This window comes from Parabacteroides sp. AF48-14, assembly GCF_003477465.1.
GTDB lineage: Bacteria > Bacteroidota > Bacteroidia > Bacteroidales > Tannerellaceae > Parabacteroides > Parabacteroides acidifaciens.
Genome location: NZ_QUDI01000041.1, coordinates 24,022 through 47,000, shown reverse-complemented (window position 1 = coordinate 47,000; position 22,979 = coordinate 24,022). Strand labels below are relative to the sequence as shown.

General features: G+C 41.6%; 25 protein-coding genes. 8 read left to right on the top strand and 17 right to left on the bottom strand.

From position 1 onward, the window contains the following. Positions 1-117: 117 nt before the first annotated feature. From DW083_RS17305 to DW083_RS17235, 13 genes are all read right to left on the bottom strand, one after another. Positions 118-363: a hypothetical protein gene (locus DW083_RS17305; protein WP_122333247.1), complete on the bottom strand. Its 246-nt coding sequence runs from the start codon at positions 361-363 to the stop codon at positions 118-120. Between the two features lie 165 nt (positions 364-528). Next, on the bottom strand, positions 529-801 hold the full coding sequence (locus DW083_RS17300) for a hypothetical protein (protein WP_122333246.1): 273 nt from the start codon (positions 799-801) through the stop codon (positions 529-531). A gap of 16 nt (positions 802-817) precedes the next feature. Next, positions 818-1,090, bottom strand: coding sequence for a hypothetical protein (locus tag DW083_RS17295; protein WP_122333245.1), 273 nt, complete (start codon positions 1,088-1,090; stop codon positions 818-820). A gap of 285 nt (positions 1,091-1,375) precedes the next feature. Further along, positions 1,376-2,761 carry an ATP-dependent RecD-like DNA helicase gene (locus DW083_RS17285; RefSeq protein WP_122333243.1) on the bottom strand — a complete coding sequence of 462 codons (1,386 nt, stop codon included), beginning with the start codon at positions 2,759-2,761 and terminating at the stop codon, positions 1,376-1,378. Positions 2,762-2,764: 3 nt separating this feature from the next. Then, entirely contained in the window at positions 2,765-5,857 is a 3,093-nt protein-coding gene (locus DW083_RS17280) for a DNA polymerase (protein WP_199659190.1), read from the bottom strand. A gap of 173 nt (positions 5,858-6,030) precedes the next feature. Next, positions 6,031-6,621 (bottom strand): DUF2815 family protein, encoded by a 591-nt coding sequence (locus DW083_RS17275; protein ID WP_122333242.1) that lies wholly within the window; start codon positions 6,619-6,621, stop codon positions 6,031-6,033. A gap of 15 nt (positions 6,622-6,636) precedes the next feature. Continuing rightward, a complete protein-coding gene (locus DW083_RS17270) occupies positions 6,637-7,797 on the bottom strand; it encodes a DUF2800 domain-containing protein (protein WP_122333241.1) in 1,161 nt (386 codons plus the stop codon). Continuing rightward, positions 7,794-8,039 carry a hypothetical protein gene (locus tag DW083_RS17265; RefSeq protein WP_122333240.1) on the bottom strand — a complete coding sequence of 82 codons (246 nt, stop codon included), beginning with the start codon at positions 8,037-8,039 and terminating at the stop codon, positions 7,794-7,796. Before DW083_RS17265 ends, DW083_RS17270 begins: the two co-directional genes overlap by 4 nt. Before the next feature lie 17 nt (positions 8,040-8,056). Beyond that, the gene (locus tag DW083_RS17260; RefSeq protein ID WP_122333239.1) at positions 8,057-8,251 is read right to left on the bottom strand and encodes a hypothetical protein; all 195 of its coding nucleotides are present in this window, start codon (positions 8,249-8,251) and stop codon (positions 8,057-8,059) included. A 775-nt stretch (positions 8,252-9,026) separates the two neighbouring features. Continuing rightward, on the bottom strand, positions 9,027-9,260 hold the full coding sequence (locus DW083_RS17250; protein ID WP_147382154.1) for a hypothetical protein: 234 nt from the start codon (positions 9,258-9,260) through the stop codon (positions 9,027-9,029). 12 nt (positions 9,261-9,272) lie between these two features. Next, positions 9,273-9,491 carry a hypothetical protein gene (locus tag DW083_RS17245; RefSeq protein WP_122333236.1) on the bottom strand — a complete coding sequence of 73 codons (219 nt, stop codon included), beginning with the start codon at positions 9,489-9,491 and terminating at the stop codon, positions 9,273-9,275. A 46-nt stretch (positions 9,492-9,537) separates the two neighbouring features. Next, entirely contained in the window at positions 9,538-9,930 is a 393-nt protein-coding gene (locus DW083_RS17240; protein WP_122333235.1) for a hypothetical protein, read from the bottom strand. A gap of 9 nt (positions 9,931-9,939) precedes the next feature. Next, on the bottom strand, positions 9,940-10,677 hold the full coding sequence (locus DW083_RS17235; protein ID WP_122333234.1) for an antA/AntB antirepressor family protein: 738 nt from the start codon (positions 10,675-10,677) through the stop codon (positions 9,940-9,942). Between the two features lie 344 nt (positions 10,678-11,021). Here DW083_RS17235 and DW083_RS17230 point away from each other — a divergent pair, with 344 nt between their 5' ends. The 4 genes from DW083_RS17230 to DW083_RS17215 all read left to right on the top strand — a co-directional run bounded on the left by DW083_RS17230 (position 11,022) and on the right by DW083_RS17215 (position 14,773). Next, complete coding sequence (locus tag DW083_RS17230; RefSeq protein WP_122333233.1) at positions 11,022-11,744, top strand: hypothetical protein; 723 nt, start codon at positions 11,022-11,024, stop codon at positions 11,742-11,744. An 18-nt stretch (positions 11,745-11,762) separates the two neighbouring features. Continuing rightward, complete coding sequence (locus tag DW083_RS17225) at positions 11,763-12,170, top strand: hypothetical protein (RefSeq protein WP_122333232.1); 408 nt, start codon at positions 11,763-11,765, stop codon at positions 12,168-12,170. A 247-nt stretch (positions 12,171-12,417) separates the two neighbouring features. After that, a complete protein-coding gene (locus tag DW083_RS17220; RefSeq protein WP_122333231.1) occupies positions 12,418-13,395 on the top strand; it encodes an AbiH family protein in 978 nt (325 codons plus the stop codon). 400 nt (positions 13,396-13,795) lie between these two features. Beyond that, positions 13,796-14,773 (top strand): hypothetical protein, encoded by a 978-nt coding sequence (locus DW083_RS17215; RefSeq protein ID WP_122333230.1) that lies wholly within the window; start codon positions 13,796-13,798, stop codon positions 14,771-14,773. Positions 14,774-15,443: 670 nt separating this feature from the next. Here the strand turns inward: DW083_RS17215 and DW083_RS17205 are convergent. Beyond that, complete coding sequence (locus tag DW083_RS17205) at positions 15,444-16,700, bottom strand: phage integrase SAM-like domain-containing protein (RefSeq protein WP_122333228.1); 1,257 nt, start codon at positions 16,698-16,700, stop codon at positions 15,444-15,446. A 241-nt stretch (positions 16,701-16,941) separates the two neighbouring features. Here DW083_RS17205 and DW083_RS22320 point away from each other — a divergent pair, with 241 nt between their 5' ends. Genes DW083_RS22320 through cls form a run of 3 tightly spaced genes read left to right on the top strand, consistent with a single transcriptional unit; the run spans position 16,942 to position 19,083 of the window. Next, positions 16,942-17,097 carry a hypothetical protein gene (locus DW083_RS22320; RefSeq protein WP_199659189.1) on the top strand — a complete coding sequence of 52 codons (156 nt, stop codon included), beginning with the start codon at positions 16,942-16,944 and terminating at the stop codon, positions 17,095-17,097. Further along, positions 17,094-17,600: a DUF6169 family protein gene (locus tag DW083_RS17200; protein WP_233547733.1), complete on the top strand. Its 507-nt coding sequence runs from the start codon at positions 17,094-17,096 to the stop codon at positions 17,598-17,600. Before DW083_RS22320 ends, DW083_RS17200 begins: the two co-directional genes overlap by 4 nt. Before the next feature lie 37 nt (positions 17,601-17,637). Continuing rightward, positions 17,638-19,083 carry a cardiolipin synthase gene (gene cls / locus DW083_RS17195; RefSeq protein WP_122333227.1) on the top strand — a complete coding sequence of 482 codons (1,446 nt, stop codon included), beginning with the start codon at positions 17,638-17,640 and terminating at the stop codon, positions 19,081-19,083. On the opposite strand, the gene DW083_RS17190 is transcribed toward cls, so the two are convergent. From DW083_RS17190 to DW083_RS17180, 3 genes are read right to left on the bottom strand one after another with little or no spacing between them, the layout of a single operon-like run. After that, positions 19,055-19,612 carry an RsmD family RNA methyltransferase gene (locus DW083_RS17190; protein ID WP_122333226.1) on the bottom strand — a complete coding sequence of 186 codons (558 nt, stop codon included), beginning with the start codon at positions 19,610-19,612 and terminating at the stop codon, positions 19,055-19,057. The genes cls and DW083_RS17190 overlap by 29 nt on opposite strands. Further along, on the bottom strand, positions 19,600-20,427 hold the full coding sequence (locus DW083_RS17185; protein ID WP_122333225.1) for a DUF3822 family protein: 828 nt from the start codon (positions 20,425-20,427) through the stop codon (positions 19,600-19,602). The genes DW083_RS17190 and DW083_RS17185 overlap by 13 nt, the downstream gene beginning before the upstream one ends. Positions 20,428-20,436: 9 nt before the next feature. Then, positions 20,437-21,066, bottom strand: a complete 630-nt coding sequence (locus tag DW083_RS17180; RefSeq protein ID WP_115499659.1) for a hypothetical protein — start codon at positions 21,064-21,066, stop codon at positions 20,437-20,439. A 93-nt stretch (positions 21,067-21,159) separates the two neighbouring features. Here DW083_RS17180 and DW083_RS17175 point away from each other — a divergent pair, with 93 nt between their 5' ends. Continuing rightward, on the top strand, positions 21,160-22,575 hold the full coding sequence (locus DW083_RS17175; RefSeq protein WP_122333224.1) for an ATP-dependent RecD-like DNA helicase: 1,416 nt from the start codon (positions 21,160-21,162) through the stop codon (positions 22,573-22,575). Positions 22,576-22,979: the final 404 nt, after the last annotated feature.

Genomic DNA, 22,979 nt, shown 5'->3' with positions numbered 1-22,979 from the left:
GTTGGTAGCAAATCGCAAGACCAAGCGTCCCACCCTAATTCTGAGAAAGCATCTCTAACAACTCCGCTATATTCACATGCTACTAATATTCTCATTTGATTCAGTATTTATTAATTGTTAGTTCTTGAATTTTATGATAGATCGGTCAACAATTGCTTCCTCTCCATCTTCGTAATGTTCTCCACCGGAAAACTCTTCATAAGCTTTTTCCTCTATCTTCCAGCGGGGATCATATAGTTCATTGAAGTCCGAATCAGATTTGATTTCACCAAGTCTCTTAAACTCATCGTTTAGTTCTTTATCTTTGATATCGACAATTACGGAGACCTCTCTTTGTAAGGTATATGTGACTTTGTACTTCATTACTTTTTAAATTTGAAGTTTTCTCTCTATATAATTTATGAAATAAAATATCTGATCTTCCCCGCCATATAGAATCCATCGTATTACACCGATAATTATAGATAAGAATGAAAGCGGTACAACTAAAATTGTAAATACAAGCCTTTTTAGCATACTCGATTTTATTTATAATCTTTTTATTAATCTATAAGTCTGAACAGGGTGCTTTAACAATCCCCTGAGTAATGCACCCAATTCCTTTTTTAATATTACAATTTCTTGCATAGTGTACCATTTGTTCCAAAACTTTCGGTATTTTTTCCAAATAGCCGCGCGTTCTTCATTATCCGTCAAAATATGCCGATGAATAATTATACCCCCATGGACGAAAAAGATTTCAACTTCGTGATAATCTCCGTCATCATATTGTTGCCTAATTTGTATGTGTGCTTTAGCCATATTTAGAACTTATCCGTTATTTGTTTACCATTTTCTTTAGCTCATTGAAAGAAGGAACCCAGTTCAATGGAATAATTTCACAGCATCTAAGTTTGTTGATGCTATTCTCATATTCCAACTCCGCTTTTTGCTCAATTTCCCAAGCTACATTCTTGTTGTAATCCGGGTTATTCTTTGTTGGCCCTTCCTTGGTTTCTTTTGCGAGCTGGAGAATGCCTATAACATTTTGCAAGCCCTTGATTGCATTTACCGATACCATAAGGTTGTATTTGTAATCTGATATTTCCATGACTTTTTAAACTAAAGTTGATTCCGCTTAATAAAATTCGCTATTTCTTTTGATTTTAGAGGTTTCCTTTTACTTCCTGTATCAACTTCACAACAACGTATAAGACGTAATTTTGGAGCGAGGATAGTAAAGGAAAATGACCGTTCAGAGTTCTGTATAACTTCCGGTGTTTCTGTTCCGATCGAAAAGGTACTATCAGATAATGTTCCTACCGGAAAAAGTGTTTTACCATCACCCATAAACAGGTTTTTAATACCTATGCATAACAATTTGTCGTTCATAATCCTATTTTTCTTTTTTAGGTATAAATTGAATAGGGCCGTCAGTTACAAACGTTGCATTTTCGGCTTTACCGTAATACATAGCACCTTTATACGATCGGATAAAAGCGAGTAATTGTTCGTTTACCATAATCGTGTTAGATGTGATCGGCGAAAGCAAATGAATTTTATCCATCTGCCGGCATCGGCTAAGGGCAACATACACCTGCCCGGAAGTAAATGCCCGTCCAGCGTCGATAATGGCACCCTCAAATGTTAGCCCCTGGCTCTTATGGATCGTTATCGCCCAGGCAAGGCGCAAGGGTAATTGCATACAACTTCCTGTTTCATCGCTTCGCATCATACCTGCATCTTTATCATAGCGATATTTATTATTAGTCCATTTATGCTGAGAGACCTCAACTTCCAGCCCCTCATCAGTCTTAATAATAGCTTTATCCGGATAAACTTTTAGAACATCTCCGCGGGTACCGTTACAGTACCGTTTAGCGGTATTATCATTAACGAGGAACATAACTCGGGCACCGGGTTTCAGGGATAGGCGGTTATCGCAGGGGATAGCACTCAACGGGAAATCACCATCGATCCGGCTCTTATAAATCACGCCGTCACCATCTAAAGCGAACAAACGGTTAGCATTGATCGCCTCAGCATCGGCTTTATGCGTGCAGAGCTGTATTTCTTTTCCTGTCGGATCTTCATAATCCGGATCATAAAGGGAAAAGAGTTTATCCATATCGGCCTCCGTTGTTTTATACTCTCGAATACGATTTAGCAGTTTGGTAAACACCGGATCTTTTTGGCGAAAAACCTTATTAAGTTCAACTACCCGGAAACCGGTCAACCCGAACACTTTTGCATCAAAGAAATAGGGAGAGTCATACAAATCCTTGATAGCGTCCCAATCTTCACCTTTTGCAACGGGCGGAAGTTGGAGGAGGTCACCAAACATCACAATCTGGACACCCCCAAAGGGTTTATTTCTCCCCCGGTAATGGCATAATACGTCATTTACGGCGTCCAGCATATCACAGCGGACCATGCTTACCTCATCGATAATGAGCAAATCCAGATGCCAGAGAACTGATATCTTATCCGGTCCTAATTTATATTTATCCATAGCGTCCCGGGTTACCCCGTTTTCTATACGGGGACGGTATGGATGGAAAGGAAGACAAAACATGCTGTGCATCGTCACCCCTCCGGCATTTACCGCTGCGATCCCGGTAGGCGCCACAACCGCGCAGCGCTTTCCGGTGTGTTCGACTAAGTACTTCAGGAAAGTAGTTTTACCCGTTCCCGCCTTTCCTGTGATATACACGTTATCGCTTGTTCCTTCGATGATCCTAAATGCATCCTGCATTTCAGGAGTCAGAATTTCATTTTTCATATATCAATCCTTTTTATAATAGTTAGTTACATATCCATCACCTTTAAGGGGTAAGCCCTCAGCCCAAACAATCGGCTTTTTAAAGACCTCACAGACCTCGGCTAACGTTTTGGTACCGTCGTCCGGAACCTCCAGTATCACCTCGTCGTGCACATGAAAGACGATCGGATAAGCCATCTTTTCCAGTCGAACCATTGTCACAGCCAGGCAATCCCGGGCAATACCTTGTACAATATTCTCGACCAATTTGCCGCCATAGGTTTCCAGGTCCTCCCATTTCTTCGTTGTCTGGTTCTGGCCTTCGTATATGATTGTCTTTGATTTTCTACCGAATTTTTCTCTCGATTCGATACGGGCACGTGGGTAAAATAACTTTCGACCCGACGGAAGTTCAATTGTTAAAGCACCAAGTTCTGTCCGGAATTTCACTCCCTTTCGTATTGATGCGTCTCGGCCGGATATTGCTTGCATGGCGGCTGCCTGCACTTCATCCCATAGCCCCACGATAGCAGGATTCGCACTCCGCCAATGAGTGACAATTTCTTTCATCTCTTCTTCAGATAGCCCCATTTTCTCACCGCCCATTGTCTTCATTGCACCGACACCGCCTTGATAACCACAGTTGTGAACTAAAACGCCATTTACGGTGTATCGATGCCGGGGACCACAATTGAGGAGGTCATATACCTTCGCTGATTGGCACAATTCTGTTGATGTGTTACCCATCTCATGTTTCCCGGTTCGTAGTTTCCATTTACATCTATCCGATCTAATTCCATCGAACGATCCGGCAACCCGCAATGCTCTATCATCCAAAGACCGGCTTCCAATACGGAAGAGAAACAGAATTTTATACCTCTGGCTCCGTAATTTTGGTAATTTCCATCTTTGGGGTTTTCGCATCTTTGTTTTGCGGCCGTAAACCTTCGATCCAACCATCTGGGTATTTGTCTGGGTTTTGAACACATTTGGCAACCTTTTGATTTCCCTTGCATAAGATTGCTTAGATACGTCCATTGTATTCGACCGCAACCCAAGCACTTTGTTAGTACATATACTTGGCTCCAACCCTTTGTGTATCGACGCTCTGGACTGACGATTTCTACATTCCCATAGATCTTTCCTACTTGGGATAGATTTTTGCAGATGTGCTCTGCGATTGGCGGATTCTCCAAATTGTATTGGCCGATTTTCCCCTTTGACCCATACGATGTGGTCGGGGGTTGCTGTAAGTCCTTCATAAGTTATTACCTCCTTAATACCTTTATATATTACACCTTCATGTTTTACAAACTCTTCGCCATCCCAAACAAGCATGTCTGTTGTTACACATTCAATTGGAACATAGCCCTGGTCAGTTAATACTAATTGACCTTTAGCGATACAAGCTAATTCTGCAATCTTACCTTTTTGCCGGCGCGGATCAGTTTTCGTTATTTCTTCTTGTGGCACACGGTACATGAGTGCCGCTGTAGCCTCGTATATCTTGCCATGCGTGCGGAATACTTCTAAGCGCCAAGCCTCACCTGCCAACCAAGCAATCACACGCGCTTCGATTGCTGAAAAGTCGGATACAATAAATGTGTGTCCAGGTTTTGCAATGAAAGCTGTACGTATAAGCTGGGAAAGAGTGTCCGGGACATTCCCGTAACACAACTCCAACATGTCAAGGTCTCCTCTGAACACAAGAGAGCGTGCAAAGTCCAAATCCTCAATATGGTTTTGTGGCAGATTTTGTACCTGTACGAGCCTACCGGCCCACCTGCCCGTTCGCGAAGCTCCGTAAAATTGCAGTAATCCACGTACCCTGTCATCCTCGCATACCGCTTTACTCATCGCCTCATATTTCTTTACAGAAGTCTTTCCAAGCTCTTGCCGGATAGACAGAAGTCGTTGGACGTGTTCGGCATCAGCAGACTTTATAATGTCTGGCATATCCTTCTTATTGAGCGATTTTACCTCGTTTCCTGTTTCCTGCTCCAGCCATCCCTTTAATTGCGCGACACTGTTAGGATTATCCAGCCCGGTAAGTTCAGCCGCTTCCGCCGTTAAACGGCCACTGTAGATAAGGCTCATCCTGATCGCATTATTAACCATCTGCATGTCAAGCATCACACCCCGGTCATTGATTCGCTGATCAATGTCATACAATTCCTTCTCTGCCGGGAGGATCCTAAACGCCGCTGTTTTCTGCCGGATGGCATTCTCAACCTCGACATCACGTTTACAATATTTCTTGAATACATCCCACTTATCCGGGGCGTGCTCCGGCAAATTGCGGATCCGCATTCCGTTAGTCTTGGTCGGCTTACAGGGTACCGAGAAATAACGGATCAACGCCTTTCCCTCGTCCATCTTCTGATCCTCCAAATTAAGGACCTTCCCGACAGCCGCAAGGGATAAAGGTAGCCCCAGCATAGCGCTACGGACCATCGTGCACTCCCACTGATCGGAAGTAAGGTAAAGACCAAAATACTTCGACAGGCATATACGTTCAAATGTCGCATTGAAAGCCGTTTTTAAAATCTTTGGATCAGATAAGGCTTTGTATATGTGATCGGGAAGCTTTTCTCCGGAAGCAAGATCGATAATCTCTACAGGTCCGTAATCGCAAGAATAAGCGAAAAGTAGGATTGCAAAATCTTCTGCCTCGGCGTATTTATACACACCACAGCCAGAAATATCATTACTACTATACGTCTCTATATCAATAGACAAAATCTTAAAAGCTGTCACCGTTTCCCGGCGTTCTTTCGACGCTTCGTTTATCATGTCATTCCACATACGCGCAAAGTTTTTGTGAAACGATATCCCGTATTCCGTGAAAGGATCCAGCCTGTCCCCCCCCCCATCAAAAAACGATTTCCGGGTTCCGAAGACGTCAAAGCAATAGGAGCTTAAAGCAACCTGCCGGAGTTCTTCGTATCGATCTTCGGAGATGTCTTTCAAGATAATCCGCGCTTCTTCCTCAACCGTATCGAAGATAAATTCTGATAGGATCTCAATCCCCCGAACATATCCCGCGATAATGCGTTCGTCTTGTGGCGGAAAATACCGTATGATAAAGTCTAATGGAATTGTTTTAAACTGTTTCATGACTATGAATTTTAATTAGTGGGCGGTAAGGGAATCGAACCCTAACTATGCGGAGTACTCGGTACACATAGCAAACCGATCCGCCCGGTTGCCGGGACTTTCACCCGGCTGTTGTTTGAATTTTCGAGTTGGATTTTAATACCCTGATAACGCTTTACCAGGTGCGGGTCTGGTTAATCAAAAATGCTTGTGCTTGATTCAGCATCATCTCCTACGGGGAATGGGGCATCTGACATGTCCACATCCGCAAAGTCAGCGTCAGCCGAAGAGCGGCCGCCCAATGATTCACCGTCTTTACCCTTCATTACGTTATTAAGGCCGGCGGCAACACCGACGTTTCCTTTAGCGTTGAATGGGTAAAAGTTTACTGATACCCAACCGTAGCAACCAGAATAGAACTCATCTTGATCGGTAATCGGCTGCCGGGCCTTATCAACCACCCCGGGGCGGGTTTTACATGATGCATTCACAAAAAAGGCATTCTGATAGGCTTCATCATCCATTCGGTCCGTATCACCGTCCCGAAGCGGATTTTTCCAATTCGCGGGTTTTTTACCGTTAAACTTCGCTGTTATGCCCGCTTCGTAAGCAGCCTTAATTGCTACTTTAATAGCCTCAATAGTCTTCTTGTCAGACTTCGGGATAATGCAGGAAACACTGAATTTTTTCTCCCCATCATCACCGATGGATGATGCTTCCCAAACATGCTCATATGAGAATCTGCACGGAAATACAACTTTCGTTGATACATTTTCATTCGCCATAATCGTCAAATCGTTTTAATCGTTAATATTAATGTTTGCAAAATCATTTACTGCCGAATTATATTCCGGACGCAGATCGCTGTCTGGCACAAGGGTCGGCTTGCCTTCCGGTTTAATCACATAAGGGCCACAGAGAGCATTAAATGTCGGTTTCGAAACAAGTTTCTCCATTGCCGTTATTGTCTTTAGCTTTCGATCATATATCAAGTTCTCACCGAACCCGTTTTCGACCAATACGGAAGCGATCTTTGCCTCGTCAGAATACTTTCTATTGCTTCTACCTTCTACAAGTTTGAAGCCCGGGAATCGCTTGCCATCAAGCGCAGACTGCAGGGCGTATTCCTCTACGGATGAGATCCAGGACTTGAATTGATCAGCGCGTAAGAGAATGTCAGCGATATCCGCCTCGGCCAACAACTCCGCCTGTAGGAAATCATACTTTGCAAGCGAGAGGTTATATTCCGCCAAGGCCTTACATTGCGCTTTTGCTTTACAGAATTTGCAATGCTTCCCGGCGATAAACTCGCCATCACCTTTAAAGGCCATTGCCGCACGAGGTTTAAGTTCTTTCTCACCCCAAAGAAGCAGATCCGATATCGGCATCTCCCAATCTGAGATATTATCCAATCGCGGCTGAAAGATCGTCATTCGTACCGCACGGATATCGTACATGAAACCAAACATATCCAGAGCACCGAGGGCATACAACATCATCTGTTTGTTTTCTTCGGCTGACACCCGTACGCCTTTACCATATTTGAGGTCTATGACCTCCATCGTACCGTCGGCAATAATAACAGCATCCCCCGTTCCAAAACCTTCCGGGGCATAGGCCGTCAGGTCAATTTTCTCCTCCACTCTCAGAGCGGCAAATCGATCCGCTTTTTTTGCTGCCTGGAATTTCTCCCAGACAAAAGCCGCATAATTTTCGGCATGTGCCTGAAGCTCGTTCGTATAATACTTGCTGTCGGCCAACTCCACGAGTTTTTTAGTGTATGCACGCATTTTCAAATCTTTTAAGAAGTGGCGCAGGATCGTTTCTCCAAACTCATGGGCTAATGTACCCTCTTCTGCAAATTCGCTGGTACTCTCAGGAAATTGCGCTTCCAGCCGTGCCGATGGCGTACATGACAGCCAGCGGCTTGCTGCGGACGGAGATAATATAGCGTGACTCATAGGGCTGAAATTTGTTGGATAAACTCTCCGTATTTTTCTTCCGATAACTTGCCGATGCTCGCGGCTCCCAAAGAGAGCAGGATATCCCGCATCTTCTTTGTTACTGCTCTTTTCTCGTCATCACTTGACATTCTTTCTTGTACGTCGGCCATCACTTTACGCACTTGTATGAGGGTGTATTTTGTCCCTAAAGATTCACCCGTTTCTGCTGGCGTTTCTTCTGAGGGCACCGCTGCTTCCACTTTTTCAACGGGAGCAGCTACCGTTTGCGCGAGAGCGGACTTGACCGGCGCTTCAGCCTTGTTTCGATATGACCTGTCAGTGTTCCGGCCTCTGTAAATACGGGTTTCGTAAAATTCCGTACAGGACTGGCAGATAAAACATCTGCAATACGGTTAATCGCGGCAAGCAATGCCGGGCTTGCATCTAATAAAATGGTTCCTTTAAAATCCATATCCTTAATTATTTATAGTAAAATATTCCGTTTTGTTAAATTCGAACGATTGTCCATTTCTTTCAAACGTTGATGCTTTAAATAGAGATCAAGCAATGTTTTCGTCATGTCAACAAGGCAATAAACTTGATTTGATAATTCGAAAACCCCTTTCTTTGTAAAGCAATATTCTTCTTCGTCTGAGATCCCTAAAAAGCTGTCGACGTAGGTATAAATAGAATCGATAGACGTCTTTATCACATCCTCGCCCATACCGTCAAACAGAGACTTTACAGACTCGACAACCGCCGCTTTTATCTCTGCGATGTCTTTGTTTATGTAAGCTGCCTGAGAGTACAGATCGGGATATATCTCGCCTATTACAGCCGCGGGTTTACCCCCCCCCCCTTAAAACTATCCGGATTTACCTCTGAGTTATTACTCGGCTGCTGTTTCTTCGCAATCTTTTTCAGATATTCCTCAAAAGGAACATGCATTGCTGTTCTTGAATAATTTTCCATATCTTTGTTGTGCTTCTATGGGTGCTTTGCGTGCCGGGTATGGCCGTCAAACTATTCCGGCGCACTTAGCATCCCTGTTTATTTATCCATTTCTACAAATTTCACTGACCTTTTATCAGCCCGATTACGCCCAAAACAGAAAGCGCTAAACAAGCATTCGGACGCGCCTTGGTCGTGATCAAAATAGCATCCTACGCAACCGTTTGATGTTAGCGATATCCGCAAGGTAATCTCGCCTATTTTCACGGTATCACCTACAGGAACCTGATTCAACTTTAATCCCATATGGCCTCCAATGAATCATAATACTCCCGGTTCGTTTTATATTCACGAACGATATCGCTGTTACTACACTCCTGTCCGAGTTTTTGCACGATCTCGTAATATGCCTCATCGGGCATGGAGTCAATCACCTCCTGGTTGTAATCTTCTGCTCCCGCTATTCCGTATGCGATGAAAAGCGAGAAAAAGAGGATTCCGATAATTAGTTTTTCACTTAGCTTATTCATACTCATACATTTTTAGGATTGGAAGACGGGGTCGTTTCTTTCGATGACATCGTTATCAACAAATTCAATATCGGCTTCCTCAGTCCAATATTCTTCTGGACTTTTACAGTCTTTACTTTTAGCCGTGAGGCATACTCTCGCCGGAGCATACAAGTATTCACACCGAGCGGTTACTACACCTTCAAAACCACTTACTTTTGATTTAGCTTCTTTCCCTAATGCTTTTTCCATGATTCAATTCTTTTTTGTTTTCTATTGTTATTACATTCACCACTTTTTATTTTGTTCTTATTCTGCGTGTACCTTTCAATACATTCCCTTCTTCGATTGCTTTTTCTATTTCAATGATCCGGTAATAGACTACCCCTTTAGCTTTCTTTATCAGGGTTCCATTTTCATCATACGCTTCACGAAGATCAAACTTGTACTGTTGAAGATATCCCCTACGAACCAAAGCTGTAATGACAGATTTACCATATCGGATATGCGCTTCGTTCTGCGTAAGAAGTACTTTTGGATCAGATGCGATTCTTTCCCTTTCCTCCCTGGAGGCTTTAATTGCAGCTCGTGTTATCGCTTCATAATCCACTACTACTGGTATTCCCGCGGACTTCTCTGCGATAGACAATGCTTGTTGTAGTAATGGGGTTATTGGATTGCCTGTTTCCATGATTCAATTCTATTTATGTATGTCCAACAGATTCAATAATTCATCGAATTTGCCATCGTAATAATTAGGCTGGGTCTCACGTGGGTTCTTTGGCGATATCTGGTTATTGCCATATATGAGTCCATCACCTATCAGCACCGGCCATGTAACGGTCTCCCCTTTGCTCCGAGAATAACGGGACTCCCGTTTCATCATCCCGGCATCCACCATTTTCTGATTAAACTTCACGGCTGACAGCTTGATCCCTCTTTGCCTCAGTCGGTCGGTAGCGGAATGGATTGTATCTTTAGCAGGAACGTAAGCCGGTGTTGGTAATCCTAACGGGAAAACCACAGCCGCCGCCAATTCCAAGCGAGATACGTCATTCAAGTTCAAGAAAGAAGCAAGCCAATTAGCTGCATATATTTTGTCCTGGACAGATGCCTGCACCGGCGCAAGTCTTAATTGTTTCTCGCATTCAATAAAATACCGTCGAGCCTGTTTGCCTTTTTCATTCCCTTCCACCATTGACAACTCCTTGGCCGCGTCGATGGTCAAGGCATATTCAATTTGCGGTCTGCCACCGTTAGGGTTTTCCATATATTTGTGGAAAACCACATAATCCACATTTTCAGCCAAATCGTACTTGTCTATACGATTCTTAATCCATGTAGAGAAATCCTGTTTGCTTTCCAAAAACACGTGTAAGTCACGCGCATTAACGGCTCTCTGTCCGTTTCGATCGGTAATAGGGATAAGTTCTTCCATTTTAAACCTCCTTATAAAATTAAAGCCCCACTCTTTCACAGATACCTAAAGTGGCTGCTTGTATCTGTTACTCGAATAGAGCTTTTTTAATTTCTTGCCTCAGACAGCAGCCACGCGATCTGATAGTTTGTGTCGAAAAACATCGACTTTTAATTGCGGGATAAAATGGAAGTCACTACTTTTGCCATTGAAGGTATGTGCATTGCGGCGTTTAGTCGTGACAGCCATTTTTATACCCGTTATTGTTGTATCACGATGCAAAGATAGCGACTATATTTCGTCACTTCAAATAATTTAGACGATATTTAGTCACTATTTTGCTATTTAGAATAATTCTAAATTATATGGAAAGCTATTCAACTGTACAAGAGCGAATTAAACTAATTGCCGAAAAGTTTTTTAAAGGCAATATAACGGCAATGGCAAAGTCTACGTTCATAAGTCGTACGACAATAAACAGTATTATAGGGGAAAAAGAGGTTTCCCCAGGATATGAAGTTATACGAAAGATCGTCGATAATTCGTCACTAAATATTAATCCAGAATGGCTTTTAACCGGAAAAGGTGAAATGCTTAATCGCCCGACAGGACAAGCAAATGCGACAATTGTAGAAAATCCTCAATATATGAAGGTGCCGGTAGTCCACATACACGCCAAATGTGGGTATCTGGCTGGATACGGAGATTTAGAATACATTAAACAACTTCCTACGATGCCGGTCATCGTAGACAAAACTTATTTAGGCAAATATATGATTTTTGAAGCTGCAGGAGATAGCATGGATGACGATAGCCGCCGTTCTATCTGTGATGGCGATAAAGTACTCGGTAGAGAGGTTATGCGAGATTTATGGCGATCCAAGCTGCATATTAACGATTGGTATTTTATCATTGTACACAAAACTGACGGTATCTCTATCAAAAAGATAATTGATCACGACGTAGAGAAAGGCATTATTACTTGCCATTCCCTCAACCCTCTATTTAAAGACTACAAAATCCATTTAGATGACGTGGCCGAACTATATAACGTCATTAAAATTGTCGAACGAAGTGCAAGACTATAATATTTAAAACAACAGATCATGAAAAAATTAATCACGTCTGTCTTTCTTTTTACACTGTCCATTTTTAGTGCTAAATCACAAATGCTAACAGATGGAGAACACAGAATTGGTTTATATGCCTCTATCCATAATGGAAAAGTTATAGGCAGTGCTAAACCGGCAAGTTCTAAAAGTTACATCTATGTAAAAAACGAAAATAACGTAATCGCTATTTTCCTTGATGGCATTTTAATCGAAAGTATCACTTACGATAAGCAAAATGTAAAAAAAGATGGCGGGTCCTATACATTTCAAGCTAAAAGTATAAATGATCTAATTGATCGAAACTGCGCTATCGACACGAATGTAGAAGAGACCCCAGGATTTGCCAATTTTGCGTTAGGCAGAGGGAATGGTTCATATGATGTATATTCGATCGAAAAATAATTTATGAAAAAGGCATTAGTATATCTATCTGCAATCATCTTTGTATCCTGTTCTGCGATATTCATGACATAATGTAATATGGCTCCTTACGTAAAGTCAGTAGGATATATAGATTACGCGATGTATGACAACGGTTTTTCATTACAGAATCGAACTCTGTATATTTAAAAACATATAACCAACAGCAATATAAAGCTATCACACTCAATTTTTAAACAACTTAATAAGTCATATATTAAATACCACTATGGCAAATTCATCAGATCCTAAAAACAAAGAAATATTAATCATTATTGGTAATGGATTCGACTTAGATTTAGGATTAAAAACGAGTTATCCCCATTTTATAAACAGTAATTATTTTGATCGTGGAACGTATCTTAATCAATACCTAATTAGAAAATATCAAATAAATAATTGGATAGATTTAGAAAATGAGTTGAAAACATACACTCATTCTCTTTTAGATCAAGTAAAGAGCGGCTCCAGTAGAAAACTTCACAACTCTATGGATGAATACAAAAAATTTATACAAGATAAGACAAAGTCCATATCGACTAAGGATCATCAAATTCTATGCAATAATTTAGTTTCATATCTAAAAGAAGCATCAAACAAGGGTATAGATATTAACAGTTATGCATATCAACTTAATTCTATTATCAAAAGATTAAAAGAGAAATTAAGCCAAGTCATAATTACTTATATAAATTTCAATTATACAGAAATTCCCCAATTATCAGAAACACTTCATGTACACGGCTCAATATCTCAAAACAACATCATTTTAGGTTTCGAAGATAATGTCGAAATAAACGATATTTTCTGTTTTATGATTAAATCTCACAGTCCACATTTCCGTTCATTCAATATTCGTGAAAAATTAAGGAATGCAAATGAAGTTATATTTTTTGGTCATTCACTTGGAATAACAGATTATCATTACTTCTCGGATTTTTTTAAAGTCCAGTCAGGATTAAACGGTTCTGAAAAAATAGAGAAAAAACGAATTCGAATTTTCACTTTTGATGAAAATGCAAGACAGGATATCCTGATTCAACTACGAAATATGAATCAAAAGCGAATTAATGAATTATACGATTTGAACGATTTTGAAATCTATAGAACAAAAGATAAGATGGATGACTTAAAAATTCAAGAATACTTTGACTGCTTAAGAGATTATGAATACACTTACAAACATCCAGCAATAACTATTATTTAAGATGCTAAATGTAATCAAATTAGTTACTTCGCAATTAATTTAAACCGTTGAGTAATTTAACGATATCGACAACACTACCCGCTTTTGATTTGTTAAAAACCGAATGGTCATTCAAGTTAGAAGATATCATATCTACAATACGTATAATTGCTTTTGTTAGTCTATTTTGTATTAGACCTATTATACGTTGTCTTATTCTCTGTTAGTTCTTTTATTGATTACATACAGGGATGGCAATAAAGAAAGAATAAGAAAACCGTAAGAGATCACACAACCACCGTATAAAAATATCACGTACGCTTTGATAATTACAGCCCCTTTTCTTGTTTATGATCTTTTTATGTGCTTAATTTGTAAAGTGACTTTGATAGCTATAAATTAACAACTAAAAAACTCAATTATGCCGTTAGAACCAGTACTTGATATTTTTAATATACGTATCTCCAGAAGGAAAAACAAAAAAAATTCCTGTTTTAGAGAATTACTTAGACTTAAGTTCAATAAACCAGAAACATTTTCAGACGAAGAGCTATTTACTTTATTTACTCAAGAATTCATATATAACTTTGATACTGAAAATTGTTATCAGGTGAAAGGATCAAAAAAGGTTTTAACGATAAAACCTTGCGATATTGACGGAAATCAAAAAAAATTTGATCCACGATTTAAGCCTGAAATAAATTCATTTACTTTCTCAGGTGTATTACACGCTGGAAAATTCGGAGAAAAAACCTATATTACACCTATAAAAGACAAGGATAAGCAGGAAGAGATACCTGAAGATGTAGCTCTTACAAAGGAATTGTTCTTTTTTATCACCATACCGATGGATTCACACAAGGGCATATTAATGATACAATCGTATTCAGGAATATCGTATTATGAACATCTAACGAATTACCTAAATAGTTATTTTTTCTCTAATGCTGAATATTGCATCACTAAATACATTCCTATTTACTTAGATAGTTTACGTGATGAAATAAAAAATAAAATATCAACCAAATCAATAACATATTTATCTAAAACCGAGAAATCAAGTACAATTGGGGATAACGGAGAGAAAATCGTATTAGGAGAATATGAAATATCAATAAACATCCGTCCTATCAGAGAGACTGTCAATAGTATAGAAAGTATAGATGAACAATTTGAAACAATCGTTCAAGATAAAGACAGCAGGCCTTGGTATAGAAGAGTATCTGCGAAAAATAATGAAACAGGAAAGCGCTGTTCCTATCTTCTTGATAAGGCAGATTCCCTAAAACCAAGAATATTATTAAGTAGTGAAATTAACGTTAACGCCGATGGTACATTTAAATCAAATGACCTATATTTGTATTGTAACAAAATATTACCAGAGGTAAAAACATCATAGAAAGAACGAGATGATCTCTATACCTATAAAAGAATACATATATAAACTGATAAAGGAATCGCATAGATATCAATATACAAATATATCTACTGGACAAATTTCTTTACCGAAATATTGGTTTGGTTTATTAAAATGGATCTTTATAGGAATAAGTGTGTGTGTCTCGCTAAGCACCTCAAATTTTAAAGCTGATATTCTAAACTCTTTGATTACTGCTTTCTCTATTTTAGTAGGACTATTAGCCAATTTGTTGATGACTGTGTATTCCATGTCTGGAAAATTAAGCGAAGAGCCACAATATACAGATATACAGAAAGCTATTTTCAAAAAAAAAGTAAACTTCTTTAAACAGTTCGGATATTTAACTACATACGCTATATTATTAAGTATTATTTGCATAATACTATCTATACTGAACCAGTATCCAACTTCTGACGTAACTTCTATATTCGAATTGTTTAAATATGAGTGGTCATTTAAGCCCCAAGACGTGTTAACCACATCCTGCACCATATTTTATGGATTAACAAAAGTTCTCCTTGTATACTTTGTATTAGATTCATTATATATCGTCTTGTTTTCTGTATGCTCCTTCATTGATTATTTAAATGGGGAGATAAAAGATATTGAAGAATCATCCGAGCAATAAATCACCTCTCGGGGCCTTTTTTCAATGAAACACATAATCCAACACCTTCCGAATCACCTTATCCACCCGGCTAAAATCAGGCTTAACATAGGTATCGGTCATCCTAAAACCGGACGCATGTGTTAAACATAAAGCTATATCCTCCATGCTGACATTGCAATCGTTGCGGGCAATCGTGGCAAAGCTATGGCGCGCTGCATAGAACGTGATAGGTTCAATTTTCAGATCTTTACATAGCGACTTCATTCCAGAAGCCACAATTTGCCGGAAGCTGCATATATCAGTAAAAAGAGTATAAAGATTAAACACCCGTCTGCCAGTTGTATCTCTATACCGTTCAAAGGTATCTCGAATTTCAGGAGAAATTGGAACAGATATAAAGGCCTTATCTTTTTTCTTCCCCTTCGTCTTAGTTCTAAAATATTCAATCCGCCCTGCATTAAAAGACTCACAAGTAAACAAGTCGATTAAATTTATACCGGCCAGACAGAAAGAAAGCATAAATATATCCTTTGCTATAGCTCTGGAAAAATGCCTTTTTTGATTAGGTACATACTCTGATATTTTTCTGATGATATCCACATCAGTAGCTTTCTGTTTAAACGACACATCCTGCTTGGTTTTATAGACTTTGAAAGGATCACCGGGTATAACGATATCTCCAATTTCATAATTATTGTACTGCAACAGCATTCTACCATAAACACTTTTCAATTTTTCCATGTAGGTTTGCACTGATGAGTTTGCCATCGGCTTTCTTTTATATTCTTTATCCCCGATTTTAACCACACGTTCAGATTTCATCCAGCCCTCAAAACGTAATAAAAAAGCAGATGTGATTTTTCTCACCGGAAGATAGTCAGCTCCCAGAAAAGAACATAAATTATTTATCATACAATTCGTTATTGATTTGGATCCATTATCTTTTAATCCGCCCACATACAATCGGGCAAACTCGATAAAGTTCAGATTCTTATCAGTATTCATTTTCTTATCGATAAAATCTGCTACTGCCTTTGCATCATCGCAGTTATCTATCACGTCGTCGTGAGTGTTCAAAATGTTCCTTATCTCTTTTACCCGACTATTAAGAGCATCCACTATATTCCCATCCGTAATAGCACCCATTGATTCGCCTTTTTTAAATCTTACCAACGATGTGTATATCTGGGTTGGCAAATATACCGTAGTACCATTGTGATATACTTTGATCTTTGGATTATATGTTCCGTCCGTTTTTTTGTGGTGTTTAAAAACAACCCATGCTAATGTCGCCATACTGATTTATTTTTATAGTTTTGTCCCTACTATATGTTTTACAAGGGATTCATCTACATATATTTTGTAACAATATTGTAAAAACAAAGGTCTGAAATAAACAACATCGATTATTTCAGAAGCATATTAAAAAAACGACAAAGCATTGAGATTCAGAAAAAAGTAGTAATTTTGTATAACTTCATTTGCATAAACACGGTGTTTGTGCATTTGGAGTACAAAGGATAAAAAAAACAAGTGTATGACGAAAAGAAAGATAACAAGAGAAGAGGCCCTTGCCAAATTTCAAGCAGCAAAGGAAAAGAAACAAGAATGTCTCACCCTATTGGAGAAATCCATGAAAGAGACATATAAAGAACGCACAGGCAAAGATGCTGAAAAATTCTTTGCTCTATGATAGAGCCTTTATCGATTGAACGTATCAACGCTGATGCCCCTTATCTGGTGGAGTCGATCGGCAAAGCAGGATTCTATCAGTTCTTCACAGATGGCGGTGCGCATTATTCCATCGGCTTCATGGAGGATGATATTTTGCTTACAAGAGATTCATTCCAATTGATTATTGCCAATATCAATAATCACAAATCTCCTCGTGACCGGAAAGTCCGCGACACAATCATCTCGATCGTTGACGAGTTCTTCTATTGTAATAATTCCACACTCCTCTACATTTGTGAAACAGGAGACAACAAGCAACGTATGCGCAGCCGCCTGTTCGAATATTGGTTTTCCACCTATAATCGAAAGGCTCTTTTCACAATGTTGTCATCGTCAATAGTAGATGCTGACGGTATTGTAAACTTTGCAACAATCATTTTACGCAACAATAATCCGCATCTGTCTGAAATTATTGCGGAGTTTACCGAATCGATTCAACTACTCAGCCAAAAACCTGAATAACAGTAAGCGGCTGAAAAAAGAAACAGAAACATCCGGAATGCTGGCACTTATACACATACATATACAATGGATAGTGGGGATAATATTTATCATATTATATTGCGTCACTATTCTGGGACTGGTGCTGGTTATCATCACTGAAAACCGGAACCCGCTGAAAACGATTCCCTGGGTAGTCGTACTGTTACTTGCCCCCGGTGTCGGGATCATCTTCTATTTCTTCTTCGGACAGGACAACCGGAAACAGCGTATCATCTCGCGCCGCACCTACAAGCGCATCATGAAACGGCCGCAGGGAGGGAAACTCCCACAGGACAGCTGCTCTGTCCCCGCTCCCTACCAGCCATTAGTCACGCTATTGACAAACAGCAACCAGTCGTCCCTGCTCTACGGCAGCAACATCACGATCTATACGAACGGGACGGACAAGTTTCGCGACTTGCTGGAAGAGCTTGCCAAGGCAACACATCACATCCATATCCAATACTACATTTTCTGCGATGATGAAATCGGGAACAAAGTAAAGACGTTGTTAATGGAAAAGGCACGGGAGGGCGTCGAAGTACGTCTCCTCTACGACGATGTGGGCTGCTGGAAAGTAAAAGATAAGTTCTTCAATGAGATGAAGGATGCAGGTATCGAGGTTAACGCCTTCCTGAAAGTAGCGTTCCCGGTCCTGACCAGCAAGGTGAACTACCGGAACCACCGGAAGATTGTCGTCATAGACGGCAAAGTAGGCTTTATGGGTGGCATGAACATTGCAGACCGCTATACGAAAGGAACGGATTGGGGAACATGGCGGGACACACATTTCAAGATCACAGGAAGAGGCGTACACGGATTGCAGGCGGCTTTCCTGATCGACTGGTACGTAGTAAGCAAGAAACTTCTGAACGATAAGATATATTACCCGCTCGTCCCGGTCTATTCGGATGACAACATCATGCAGATATGCACCAGCGGCCCCGTCGGGCAATGGCGCACATTGCTACAGGCCGCCATCTTCACGATTGCCAACGCCAAGAAGTATGTATTTATCCAAACGCCCTATTTCTTGCCGACCGAAGGACTCAACCAGGCTTTGCAGATAGCAGCCTTAGGTGGTGTGGACGTACGCCTGATGCTCCCCAAACGCTCGGACACGCGCACGGCAAACATGGCAACACATTCTTTTATCGATGAAATGGTAAAGGCAGGCGTAAAGGTTTATTTCTATAAACCGGGATTCCTGCATTCAAAGTTGTTAGTGACGGACGATGCGCTCACTTGCATCGGTTCCGCCAACATGGACTTCCGCAGCTTTGAACACAATTTCGAAATCAATGCATTTGTCTACCAGCCCTCCTTTGCGCGGCAGATGAAAAAGGTATTCCTGCACGACATGCACAGTTGTGAAAGGCTGGTCCCGTCACGCTGGCTCAAACGCCCGCGCAAGCAACGTTTAGCCGAGTCGTTTATGCGTCTCTTTTCTCCTCTTCTTTGATAAATATGGAAAAGTTCACCGAACCGTAGACACGGTGCTGGTAGAAGTAAGGCAAACCGGAGAAGTCGTTTGTCTTCGGATGCTCCATCACGAAGATTCCTCCGTCACGCAACAAGTCACGTTCAAAAACCAGTCCCGGCACTTCCGGCAATTCTTTTAAAGCATAAGGTGGATCGGCAAAAATAAAATCAAAACTCTTTGCCGGGGCGGAATGCAGATAACGGAAGACATCGCCCCGAATCAGGTGCAACGATTCCGTTTTCAATTCCTTGGCTACTTTGGCGATAAAAGAGGCATGCGCATTGTTCTTCTCGACAGCCGTCACGCTGCGACATTCACGTGAAAGCAGCTCAAACGAGATACTCCCCGTTCCGGCAAACAGGTCGAGCGCATCCAACCCTTCAAAGTCGATATGGTTGGAAATAACATTGAAGATATTCTCTTTGGCAAAGTCCGTCGTCGGACGTGCACTGAACGTAGACGGGACATCAAAACGACGCCGTCCGTATATTCCACTTATAATTCGCATAATGATAAGGCAATTAGATCCAACGGAGCCTGTATCACCTCCGGCCCCATAAGATAGGCTTCGGAAGGAATCTCCAGCGGATCAATATATTGTAAATAATTCCGCAACGTATTCGTGATATTACTGCGCAAGGCTGCTTCACCGAAAAGGCGCAACTGATCTTTTTGCTGATCCATTCCGGTCTGCTTCCATACATATAATATATAATATAAAATATCGTCCGGATGTTCATACTCGAACGAGTTGACGAAAAGCAGGTTCCCTTGTGCATAGCATGCCACATCCATCCTCCGGCGATGCAACACGGCATACAACTGGCGTGGCAGGCGCGTACGGCTCTGCTTCTTCCACAAAGAAAGCAGCGGGGTGACATGATGAACGAAACGGGGATTGATCAACGAGCGGGAACAAAACTCATAGACTTCCTCATCTACTCCGAATATCAGTTCGGCCTGCTCGTCTTTCAGTTCATTACTCAGACAATACCCTTCCGGCGAGGAAAAAGTAAACGCCAACAACTCCGCTTTCTGCTTTTCCTGAAAGACTTCTTTCGGAACAAGTGTATATTGGGGAGATGCACAAAGCACATTGACCTGCTTATAAGACCAGGTCAGGAAATCATTCTCGAAGAAACATTCCTTCAGGGAAGAGAAATACGGTTTAGCCCGGTCAAACTCCATATCCCTATACAGGAAACTTTCGCTCACCGAAGGACTGTATGCGGAAAAAGAAAGTCCACCCGACCGAAGCCGGATGGACATTATATAACTTTCCGAATAATCTGCTGTTAACTTATCAGATACGTCGATAGCCATAGGCTGTCATTAATCTTCCCAGTTACCTGCGTTGTTATTGATTTCTTCAATAGAACCGACACGCAGACCCGGATATTTGTTCATCTTTTCGGCTTTATCCTTCAAGTTGTAAACCAACTGTTTGTCCAGATCGCCCAGATAGTCGTCATACAGAACACCGCACTGGAATACTTTCACTGTATATCCGGAACCGGAAGTCAGTGTAGCCGTATCCATTGAGAACTGCACGCTTGTTCCCGGCACGTTACGCATGTCGTCTACGTTATAACTGCTACCAAACAATGTATCCACTGCAGTTACCCAGTTGGTATCACGTCTGATCAAACCTTTCTTCACGGCTTCTTTTTCTGTCATACCTTTCTCGAGCTGTTCGTCAGTCAATACACCTTCCTTAATCAAGAACGGTATTTTCTCGTTTTTTAAGAACTTACTCAGTTCATCGAAATTTGCTGCGTGCACCTTGTGAAGGTTCTTATACTCGATCTGAGCCTTACGGATATCGATCAGGCGCGCCTTGATTAAAGTTTCACGACGATCCCTTTCTTCTTTAAACTCGATCGGACCCATAATACTTCTGTAACACATGTACACAAGCAGTAATACTGCCACAGCCAATAAAATCTTTAATGTAACTTTCATGGTTTATATTGTTTTTTGAATTTATTTCGTTCGGCAAATTTAAAAAAGAATATTTAATACACTACCTTTATCGCGAAAATTATTGCGATCAAAATGATAAATAGTTATTTAAGCCGCCAAATTACACAAAATTTCCCATATAATCCGACCGAAGACCAGTTTTTAGCATTAAATAGGCTGACTGATTTCCTGCTTTCGGAAGAGACGGATTCGCTGCTATTGCTAAAAGGATATGCAGGAACGGGAAAAACTTCGCTGGTCGGCGCACTGGTGAAGACGATGGCGGAACTCAAGCAAAAAAGTATTCTTCTGGCTCCGACCGGGCGGGCGGCAAAGGTCTTTTCCGGTTATGCCGGACAGAAAGCCTACACGATCCATAAAAAAATATACCGCCAGAAAGCGTTCTCCAACGAACCGACAGGCTTCCATCCGGCTGACAACCTGCACAAAGACACGTTATTCATCGTTGACGAAGCCTCCATGATCGCCAACGACGGGTTGGACTCGTTCGTCTTCGGAACGGGACGTCTGTTGGACGACCTGATCCAATATGTCTATTCCGGCGAGAACTGCCGGCTTATCCTGATGGGCGACGTGGCGCAGCTACCTCCTGTCATGCAGTCCGAAAGCCCCGCTCTCAGCCGGCAAGTCCTGCAGGGATACAATCTGAAAGTAGAGGAAATCACGCTTACCCAGGTGGTCCGCCAAAGTGAAGACTCCGGAATCCTGTTCAATGCCACCCGTCTCAGGGACGCCTTACGGAATGATGCGGTGGAAATATTTCCCAAGCTCCGGCTGAAAGGCTTTACCGACTTCAGGAAGGTGAACGGAGACGAACTGATCGAAGAGATATCTTCCGCCTACAGCCGGGACGGGATCGAGGAAACCATGATCATCTCCCGCTCCAATAAGAGGGCTACCATATATAATAACGGCATCCGTAACCGTATTCTCTACCGCGAGGAGGAACTTTCGTCCGGCGACCGCCTGATGGTGGCCAAAAACAACTATTTCTGGACGGCGGATTGCAAAGAGATGGACTTTATCGCGAACGGCGAGATCGTGCAGGTGCTCCGTGTACGAAGGACGTACGAACTTTACGGTTTCCGCTTCGCAGACGTACTGGTCCGTTTTCAGGACTACGACCTCGAGATTGATGTCAAAATCCTGCTCGACACGTTGCAGACAGACGCGCCTGCACTACCGAAAGAGATGAGCGACAAACTGTTTTACACCATCCTTGAAGATTACGACGACATACCGACAAAGGCGGGCAAGATGAAAAAGATGAAGGCCGACCCGCACTACAACGTCCTGCAAGTCAAGTTTGCCTATGCCGTCACCTGCCACAAGGCACAGGGCGGACAATGGATGAACGTTTTCCTGGACATCGGCTACATCACCGAGGAGATGCTGGGCGAAGATTTTTATCGCTGGCTCTACACTGCTTTTACACGTGCGACCCACCGGCTCTATCTGGTCAACCTGCCGAAAGAGTTCGAAGAATAATAAACGACGAAGCCCCGGAAGTGTTTCCACCTTCGGGGCTTGTTTTTGTTTCGGCAGAGTCTGTTTGGTATTTCCGTGTGCATCGAAGAACACCCCGTTAAATCATCATTTGTTTCACATCTGGCAAAAAGTGAATCAATAACGGGTAAACATCGGTCCTCTATTGCATGTCACAGCTGTATTCTTTTCATGTCACAACTGCCTTCCTTCTATGTTACAGTTGGATTTCTTTTGTTTCACGGCTGTAACATGAATAGCGGGTAGGTCTGGAGGGGGCACACATCCCGCATCGTTCATTCTATCTGCCGGGTTATTCATTCCTTTACGGCACTATAAACCTATGAAGTACTGCAATACCATTTCGCAGGCGATCTTGACGAGTCAGGACCTTCACGCTTGTTTAA

Excerpts from the sequence above, each read along its gene's own strand:
- DW083_RS17285 (WP_122333243.1), bottom strand. The coding sequence starts at position 2,761 with ATGAAAAATGAAATTCTGACTCCTGAAATGCAGGATGCATTTAGGATC.
- DW083_RS17240 (WP_122333235.1), bottom strand. The coding sequence starts at position 9,930 with ATGGAAACAGGCAATCCAATAACCCCATTACTACAACAAGCATTGTCT.
- DW083_RS17190 (WP_122333226.1), bottom strand. The coding sequence starts at position 19,612 with ATGCGAATTATAAGTGGAATATACGGACGGCGTCGTTTTGATGTCCCG.
- DW083_RS17225 (WP_122333232.1), top strand. The coding sequence starts at position 11,763 with ATGAAAAAATTAATCACGTCTGTCTTTCTTTTTACACTGTCCATTTTT.
- DW083_RS17300 (WP_122333246.1), bottom strand. The coding sequence starts at position 801 with ATGGCTAAAGCACACATACAAATTAGGCAACAATATGATGACGGAGAT.
- DW083_RS17270 (WP_122333241.1), bottom strand. The coding sequence starts at position 7,797 with ATGAGTCACGCTATATTATCTCCGTCCGCAGCAAGCCGCTGGCTGTCA.
- DW083_RS17220 (WP_122333231.1), top strand. The coding sequence starts at position 12,418 with ATGGCAAATTCATCAGATCCTAAAAACAAAGAAATATTAATCATTATT.
- DW083_RS17305 (WP_122333247.1), bottom strand. The coding sequence starts at position 363 with ATGAAGTACAAAGTCACATATACCTTACAAAGAGAGGTCTCCGTAATT.
- DW083_RS17280 (WP_199659190.1), bottom strand. The coding sequence starts at position 5,857 with ATGAAACAGTTTAAAACAATTCCATTAGACTTTATCATACGGTATTTT.
- DW083_RS17250 (WP_147382154.1), bottom strand. The coding sequence starts at position 9,260 with ATGAATAAGCTAAGTGAAAAACTAATTATCGGAATCCTCTTTTTCTCG.
- DW083_RS17200 (WP_233547733.1), top strand. The coding sequence starts at position 17,094 with ATGATAGAGCCTTTATCGATTGAACGTATCAACGCTGATGCCCCTTAT.
- DW083_RS17275 (WP_122333242.1), bottom strand. The coding sequence starts at position 6,621 with ATGGCGAATGAAAATGTATCAACGAAAGTTGTATTTCCGTGCAGATTC.
- DW083_RS17205 (WP_122333228.1), bottom strand. The coding sequence starts at position 16,700 with ATGGCGACATTAGCATGGGTTGTTTTTAAACACCACAAAAAAACGGAC.
- DW083_RS17295 (WP_122333245.1), bottom strand. The coding sequence starts at position 1,090 with ATGGAAATATCAGATTACAAATACAACCTTATGGTATCGGTAAATGCA.
- DW083_RS17260 (WP_122333239.1), bottom strand. The coding sequence starts at position 8,251 with ATGGATTTTAAAGGAACCATTTTATTAGATGCAAGCCCGGCATTGCTT.
- DW083_RS17245 (WP_122333236.1), bottom strand. The coding sequence starts at position 9,491 with ATGGAAAAAGCATTAGGGAAAGAAGCTAAATCAAAAGTAAGTGGTTTT.
- DW083_RS17185 (WP_122333225.1), bottom strand. The coding sequence starts at position 20,427 with ATGGCTATCGACGTATCTGATAAGTTAACAGCAGATTATTCGGAAAGT.
- DW083_RS17235 (WP_122333234.1), bottom strand. The coding sequence starts at position 10,677 with ATGGAAGAACTTATCCCTATTACCGATCGAAACGGACAGAGAGCCGTT.
- DW083_RS17230 (WP_122333233.1), top strand. The coding sequence starts at position 11,022 with ATGGAAAGCTATTCAACTGTACAAGAGCGAATTAAACTAATTGCCGAA.
- DW083_RS22320 (WP_199659189.1), top strand. The coding sequence starts at position 16,942 with ATGACGAAAAGAAAGATAACAAGAGAAGAGGCCCTTGCCAAATTTCAA.
- DW083_RS17180 (WP_115499659.1), bottom strand. The coding sequence starts at position 21,066 with ATGAAAGTTACATTAAAGATTTTATTGGCTGTGGCAGTATTACTGCTT.
- DW083_RS17175 (WP_122333224.1), top strand. The coding sequence starts at position 21,160 with ATGATAAATAGTTATTTAAGCCGCCAAATTACACAAAATTTCCCATAT.
- cls (WP_122333227.1), top strand. The coding sequence starts at position 17,638 with ATGCTGGCACTTATACACATACATATACAATGGATAGTGGGGATAATA.
- DW083_RS17215 (WP_122333230.1), top strand. The coding sequence starts at position 13,796 with ATGCCGTTAGAACCAGTACTTGATATTTTTAATATACGTATCTCCAGA.